Source organism: Candidatus Eisenbacteria bacterium, assembly GCA_016867495.1.
GTDB lineage: Bacteria > Eisenbacteria > RBG-16-71-46 > CAIMUX01 > VGJL01 > VGJL01.
The window spans coordinates 23,458-29,457 of sequence record VGJL01000016.1 but is presented as its reverse complement, the minus strand read 5'-3'; the positions used below and the strand labels follow the sequence as shown (position 1 = coordinate 29,457).

Genomic DNA, 6,000 nt, shown 5'->3' with positions numbered 1-6,000 from the left:
GTCGGAGACGTGACGACGCCGATCTTCTCCGGGAAGGGGGGTAGCGGCCGCTTGCGTTCGAGGGCGAAAAGCCCCTCCTCCGCCAGCCTGGCCTTCAGCTTTTCCAGGGCGGCCTGCAGCTCGCCGAGTCCTGCCGGCTCGATCGCGTCGACATAGAGCTGCAACCGGCCCTGCACCTCGTAGATCCCAAGGCTCCCGTGGGCCCGGACCTCGATCCCATCGGCGGGCTCGAACCGGAGCTTCCGGGCCGCGTCGCGCCACATGACGCATGAGACCCGCGTCTTCGAGTCCTTTAGATCGAAGTAGAGATGTCCTGACGGTTGATGCCGCTTGCAGCCGGTGATCTCGCCGGCCACCCAGGCAGGCTCCGTGCCGGTCTCGATCGCGTCCTTTGCCAGGGCGAGAAGTTGAGAGACGCTCAGGACCTCGCCGCTCATCCCTCTGCTCCGCCCTGCAGCTCCGCCGCGCGAACCGCGTTGGCCATCAGACAGGCGACCGTCATCGGCCCGACGCCTCCCGGGACGGGACTGAGCCAGGAGGCGATCTCCCCGACCGACGAGGCATCGACATCGCCGACAAGGCGACCGTCCTCCGTTCGGTGGATCCCCACATCGACGACGATCGCCCCGGGCCGCACCCAGGTCTCGTCGATCAAGCCACGCCTCCCCGCGGCCGCGATCAGGATCTCCGCCGTCCGCGCGATGAGCCGGGGCTCGCGGCTTCCGGTATGGAGCATCGTGACCGTCGCGTCGCACCCCTTGTCTTTTCGGGAGAGGAGATTCGCCAGAGGCCGGCCGACCGTCGTGCTCCGGCCGACGACTGCCACGTGCCTGCCCGCCAGATCGATGCCGTGGCGGCGCAGAAGCTCCAGAATCCCGAGGGGGGTGCAGGGAACGAAGCCGTCGGCGCCGAGACAAAGCCGCCCGACGTTGATGGGGTGGAAGCCGTCAACATCCTTGGCGGGATCGATCCGGCCGAGTAGCGGAACAGGATCCAGTCCGCGGGGAAGGGGAAGCTGAAGGAGAATGCCGTGGGTCCCCGGATCGGAGACCTTGAGGTCGATCGCCTCGGCGATCGCCGCGGGCGGCGCATCGTCCGGGAGAGCGACGATGTCCGAGTCGATGCCGACCTCGGCGGAGGCTTTGGCCTTGTTCCGCACATAGACGATCGAGGCGGGGTCCTCTCCCACCCGGATCATGCAGAGACGGGGCGCCACTCCCGAGGACCTCAGTTTCGCGACCCTCGCCCCAAGCTCCCTTCGCAGCTCGCCAGCGGCCCAACGGCCGTCGAGGATCTTGGCCTTCATCCGTCAGTCCAGCGTCCTTTCGAGTCTCTCGACCTTCAATGCGCGTCCGCTCGATGGATCGCACTGAACGACAAGGCCCATCAAGCGGATATCCTCCTCCGCCGGCTGGAAGCGCACGGGAAGCTGGGTGCGCAGTCTCTCGAGGGCAAGCTCCTTCCGCACGCCGATCACCGAGTCGTGCGGCCCCGTCATCCCCGCGTCCGTCAGGTAGGCCGTGCCGCGCGGGAGGATCCTCTCGTCGGCGGTCTGGACGTGCGTGTGGGTTCCGATCACCGCGGTCACCCTCCCGTCGAGGTACCACCCCATCCCCAGCTTCTCCGAGGTCGCCTCGGCGTGCATGTCGACGAAGACCAGCGGCGTGACCGCCGCGAGGTCCTCGAGAACCCGGTCAGCGGCCGCGAACGGACAATCGACATTCGAGAGGAAGATCCGACCCACGAGGTTGACGACCGCAATCTTCTCGGCGCCGCAATCGTAGAGGCCGACCCCCCGTCCCGGAACCCCCTCCGGGTAGTTCGCCGGGCGGAGGCAACGAAGCTCGCGATCCAGGATGGCGATGCCCTCTCGCTTGTCCCAGGTGTGGTTGCCGCCGGTCAGGACATCGACTCCACAGGCCAGCAGCTCATCGACCACATCGGTCGTGATCCCCGTCCCGCCCGCCGCATTCTCGCCGTTGGCGATGCAGAAGTCGATCGAGAGCTCCCTTCGCAGACCCGGGAGCAGCCCCGCCATCGCCCGCCGACCCGGTTTGCCGAAGATATCGCCAACGAAGAGGATGTTCATGCTCGGCCCCTAGCGGGCGTAGTCGATGACCCGCATCTCCCGGATCACGACCACCTTGATCTGGCCCGGATACTGCAGTTCCCGCTCGATCCTGCGCGCGATCTCGCTCGCCAGCGTCGTCGCCTGCTCGTCCCCGACCGCCTTGTGCTGGACCAGGATCCTCACCTCGCGGCCCGCCTGGATCGCGAACGATCGCTCGACTCCCGGGAACGACTCGGCCAGCTCCTCCAGATTCTGCAGGCGGTGGATGTAGGCTTCAAGGCTCTCCCGCCTCGCGCCGGGACGCGCGCTCGAGATCGCGTCCGCGGACGCGACCAGGACCGCGTAGACGCCTTCGCTCGGAATCTCCCCATGGTGCGCCCCGACGGCTTCGCTGACCGCCGGGCTCTCCCCGTGCCGCTTCAGGAACTCCATCCCCACGAGGGCATGGGGGCCCTCCTGTTCGTGATCGATCGCCTTGCCGATGTCATGGAGCAGGCCGGCGCGCTTGGCCAGCGTCACGTCGAGCCCCATCTCGGTCGCGATCAGTCCCGAGAGCCGCGCGACCTCCATCGAATGCTTCAGAACGTTCTGGCCGGAGCTCGTGCGGAATCGAAGCCGCCCCAGGAGACTGGCGACTTCGGGCGTGAGCCCGTGCACGCCGCTCTCGACAGCCGCCTTCTCTCCCGTCTCCTGGATCTCACCGTCAATCCCCTCGGCGACCCTCTGCACGACCTCCTCGATGCGTCCCGGGTGGATCCTCCCGTCCGCGATCAGCTGTTCGAGGGCGATGCGCGCGATCTCCCGACGCATCGGGTCGAATCCCGAGAGGAGAACGGCCTCCGGCGTGTCATCGATGATCACATCGATCCCGCTGGCCATCTCGAAGGCGCGGATGTTGCGCCCTTCGCGGCCGATGATTCGCCCCTTCATCTCGTCGTTGGGGAGGGCGACGACCGTGACCGTCGACTCCATCGACTGCTCCGCGGCGAGGCGCTGGATGGCCAGTACGATGTGCCGGCGCGCCTCCCGATCGGCCTCGCGGACCGCCTGTTCGCGGATCCTCTGCGCGAGGCGGGCCGCTTCGCCCTTGACCTCGTCCTCGAGGTTCTTCCAGAGCTCCTTGCGGGCTTCCGCCGAGGTCAGTCCCGAGATCCTCTCGAGACGGGCCGTCTGCTCGAGGAGGATCTTCTTGACCTCTCCCTCCCGCTCCTCGAGACGGCCTTTCTGGGCACCGAGACTCCTCTGCTCCTCCGTGAGCCGGGCCTGCAGTGTCTTGATCCCGTCCGCCTCGCGGCGCAGCGACGTTTCCTTCTCCTCCTGGCCCCGCCGCAGCTCGTCGATGTCGCTCCTCTGCTGGCGGGTCTCCGTGTCGAAGCGCTCCTTCTCGCGCAGCCACTGCTCGCGGGCCTCCAGCGCGCCCGCCTTGCGGGACAGATCCGCCTCGCGCCTGGCCTCCTCGAGGACCGCTTTCGCTTTCTCGCGCGCCGCCGCCAGGCGACGGGCACCCGCGAGCCGCTGCAGCAAGAGTCCGCAAACGAAGCCGCCAGCTATGAAGAGCAGCCCCACCCCGATCCAGGTCGGCCATGGGTTCTGCATGGTTTGCCTCCCGATCTCCACACGGCGGCGGGGAAAGAGGAGATCCCCACCAGCATGCCGTGTGACGTAGGACCCTTGAACCTGGTTTGACCAGGTGGGCGTCGGATCCGGCCGTTCCTGCACCCCCTCGCGGGGGTCCCATTCCCGACCTTCCCTCAACTCCCTTCGAGAAACTGTTGGCTCAAGACGTCCGTCGCCCTCACGAGCAGGGCAGGGATCCCATCAACCGCTTGGCAGGTCCGACTGTATCGGGATGCGATGCGCCGCGGCTTGGGCCGACGGCGCGGGAGCGAGCCGCGCTTCCAGCGACTCCCTCAACCGGCGCGTCTTCTCCTCAACGCTGCGCACCAGCCTTTCGTGCTCCCGCCTTTCGCGGAACAGCTCCTCCGCGATATTGAGGGATGTAAGAAGGAGCAGGCCTCGAAGAGGAACTCCTTCGTTGCGGGCCCGGATCTGCGCCACCCGCTCATCCACATACCGCGCCAGGGCCTCGACCTCCTCGGGGCTGCCCCCGCGGATCCTCAGGCTCTCACCGAGAACCTGCACGGTGATCGTGCTTCCCTGCTCCGCCATTCCTCAACCTTGCGCGAACTACGCCGCGCTATCGAATCTCGACCGCCGCCGGCAGTCTAGAGCTCCGTCCTCAGAGCGTCAATCTTCTGCACCAGCCGTCCGATCCTCTCGGCCAGATCCTCGCGCTCCTCGAGCAGCCTGTCTCTCTCTTCCTCGAGGTGCGCGATGCGACCCAGGAGATCCCCGTTCTGCTCGCGCAGGACCCGAACCGCTTCCGCGGCCTCGGCGATCCGCTCCTCCAGCTTCTCGAGTTCAAGCAGCATCGCCCGCCCTATGCGCCCTTCGCCTGCCCAGGCGCGGCGGCAAGACCCGCTTTGGCCTCCTCGACCACCTTGCGGAATCCATCGGCGTCCCGCAGGGCCATCTCGCTGAGCTGCTTGCGATCGACCAGGATCGAACCCAACTTCAATCCCGCTATGAACTGGCTATACGAAAGGCCGTGCATGCGCACGGCGGCGTTGATCCTCTGGATCCAGAGCCTGCGCATCATCCGCTTGCGCACCCTCCGGTCCCGGTAGGCGTATTGCAGTCCTCGGAGCACATTCTCCTTCGCGATCTGATGGAGCTTGCTCCGCCCGCCAACGCCGCCGCGCGCGGCCTTGAGCGTCTTCTTCCGGCGCGCCTTGGCGGGCACGACACCTGTGGCTCTGGGCATATCGCTTCCTCCGCGCTCGACCCGACGATGCGGGCCTCACGCACCAAGTATCTGTCGACCGATCCTTCCCTTGTCGGACATCGCGACCAACGCTCCCTTGCGCAGTCGCCTCTTTCTCTTGCGGCTCTTGCCGGTCAGGAGATGTCCCTTGTTGGCCTTGCGTCGGCGGATCTCCCCGCCGCCGGTGACCCGGAATCTCTTGGCCGCCGCCTTCCGCGTCTTCAGTTTCGGCATGCTCACTCCTTCTTCTTCCCCCTCGGCGCAGTCCGCCCGTGCGGGGAGGCTTCGATCGTGGCGGGGAGCCCTACAGGCTCTTGGACGCCCCTGGTGGACCGCCTGCCGTGGGCTTGCCGCCCCCGTCGGCCTCGAATTCCCCCTCGGCCGCCTCCTCGCGGCTCCCTGCAGGGGTCTTCAGGTCCTTTCGGGGCGCCAAGATCATGATCAGCGCCCGACCTTCCATCGTGGGTCTCGACTCGACGAATCCGACATCGGCGAGATCCTCGACCACCTTCTCCAGCAGCGCCATCCCAAGCTCCTGGCGCGTCATTTCCCTGCCGCGGAAGAGACAAGTCAGTTTCACCTTGTCCCTGGCGAGCAGGAACTTGCGCGCGTTGCGCAGCTTGAACTCGTAGTCATGCTCCTCGATCTTGGGACGCACCTTGATTTCCTTGATCTGATAGATGTGCTGCTTCTTCTTCGCTTCGCGTTCGTGCTTCGACATCTCGTACTTGTACTTCCCGAAATCCATGATCTTGCAGACCGGGGGGCGCGCCTTCGGAGCGACCTCGACGAGATCGGAGTTCTGCATCTGCGCGAGCTTCAGAGCCTCTGAGATCGCCATGACGCCCAACTGATTCCCCTCCGGAGAGATGACCCGGACCATCGGGACCCGGATCCTCTCATTGATTCGGACTTCAACTTGCTTCGTGATAGGCGCCTTCCTCCTGGCCTCCCCGCGACGGGAGACCAAACAAATCAGGAGAGACGACGCGAGTCGCCTCTCCTGGGAATCCGGGACGGCAATCCGCCCCTGGCGATCCGAACCCTGCCTGGCCCCGGGGCCGGCGGGTGAGAAGCATTCTTCTACTTGCGTCGCCGCTCATCT

The 6,000-nt window shown here is 66.4% G+C and carries 9 protein-coding genes and 1 other RNA gene; all 10 read right to left on the bottom strand.

Annotated features, from left to right (window positions below; genetic code table 11):
* On the bottom strand, nt 1-437 hold a 437-nt coding region (locus FJY88_03805; GenBank protein ID MBM3286464.1), incomplete at its 3' end, for an exodeoxyribonuclease VII large subunit.
* Nucleotides 434-1,306, bottom strand: a complete 873-nt coding sequence (locus tag FJY88_03800) for a bifunctional 5,10-methylene-tetrahydrofolate dehydrogenase/5,10-methylene-tetrahydrofolate cyclohydrolase (GenBank protein ID MBM3286463.1) — start codon at nt 1,304-1,306, stop codon at nt 434-436. The genes FJY88_03800 and FJY88_03805, both read right to left, overlap by 4 nt.
* A gap of 3 nt (nt 1,307-1,309) precedes the next feature.
* A complete protein-coding gene (locus tag FJY88_03795; protein ID MBM3286462.1) occupies nt 1,310-2,089 on the bottom strand; it encodes a TIGR00282 family metallophosphoesterase in 780 nt (259 codons plus the stop codon).
* 9 nt (nt 2,090-2,098) lie between these two features.
* Nucleotides 2,099-3,667 (bottom strand): ribonuclease Y, encoded by a 1,569-nt coding sequence (gene rny / locus FJY88_03790; protein ID MBM3286461.1) that lies wholly within the window; start codon nt 3,665-3,667, stop codon nt 2,099-2,101.
* Between the two features lie 39 nt (nt 3,668-3,706).
* A non-coding RNA gene (ssrS, locus tag FJY88_03785) (6S RNA) lies at nt 3,707-3,887 on the bottom strand.
* A 2-nt stretch (nt 3,888-3,889) separates the two neighbouring features.
* Nucleotides 3,890-4,240, bottom strand: coding sequence for a cell division protein ZapA (locus FJY88_03780; protein ID MBM3286460.1), 351 nt, complete (start codon nt 4,238-4,240; stop codon nt 3,890-3,892).
* 56 nt (nt 4,241-4,296) lie between these two features.
* Nucleotides 4,297-4,503, bottom strand: a complete 207-nt coding sequence (locus tag FJY88_03775) for a hypothetical protein (protein ID MBM3286459.1) — start codon at nt 4,501-4,503, stop codon at nt 4,297-4,299.
* Nucleotides 4,504-4,511: 8 nt separating this feature from the next.
* Nucleotides 4,512-4,895, bottom strand: coding sequence for a 50S ribosomal protein L20 (rplT, locus tag FJY88_03770; GenBank protein ID MBM3286458.1), 384 nt, complete (start codon nt 4,893-4,895; stop codon nt 4,512-4,514).
* A gap of 36 nt (nt 4,896-4,931) precedes the next feature.
* A complete protein-coding gene (gene rpmI / locus FJY88_03765) occupies nt 4,932-5,129 on the bottom strand; it encodes a 50S ribosomal protein L35 (GenBank protein MBM3286457.1) in 198 nt (65 codons plus the stop codon).
* A 70-nt stretch (nt 5,130-5,199) separates the two neighbouring features.
* Entirely contained in the window at nt 5,200-5,871 is a 672-nt protein-coding gene (locus tag FJY88_03760; protein ID MBM3286456.1) for a translation initiation factor IF-3, read from the bottom strand.
* Nucleotides 5,872-6,000: the final 129 nt, after the last annotated feature.

Excerpts from the sequence above, each read along its gene's own strand:
- FJY88_03800 (MBM3286463.1), bottom strand. The coding sequence starts at position 1,306 with ATGAAGGCCAAGATCCTCGACGGCCGTTGGGCCGCTGGCGAGCTGCGA.
- FJY88_03795 (MBM3286462.1), bottom strand. The coding sequence starts at position 2,089 with ATGAACATCCTCTTCGTTGGCGATATCTTCGGCAAACCGGGTCGGCGG.
- rny (MBM3286461.1), bottom strand. The coding sequence starts at position 3,667 with ATGCAGAACCCATGGCCGACCTGGATCGGGGTGGGGCTGCTCTTCATA.
- FJY88_03780 (MBM3286460.1), bottom strand. The coding sequence starts at position 4,240 with ATGGCGGAGCAGGGAAGCACGATCACCGTGCAGGTTCTCGGTGAGAGC.
- FJY88_03775 (MBM3286459.1), bottom strand. The coding sequence starts at position 4,503 with ATGCTGCTTGAACTCGAGAAGCTGGAGGAGCGGATCGCCGAGGCCGCG.
- rplT (MBM3286458.1), bottom strand. The coding sequence starts at position 4,895 with ATGCCCAGAGCCACAGGTGTCGTGCCCGCCAAGGCGCGCCGGAAGAAG.
- rpmI (MBM3286457.1), bottom strand. The coding sequence starts at position 5,129 with ATGCCGAAACTGAAGACGCGGAAGGCGGCGGCCAAGAGATTCCGGGTC.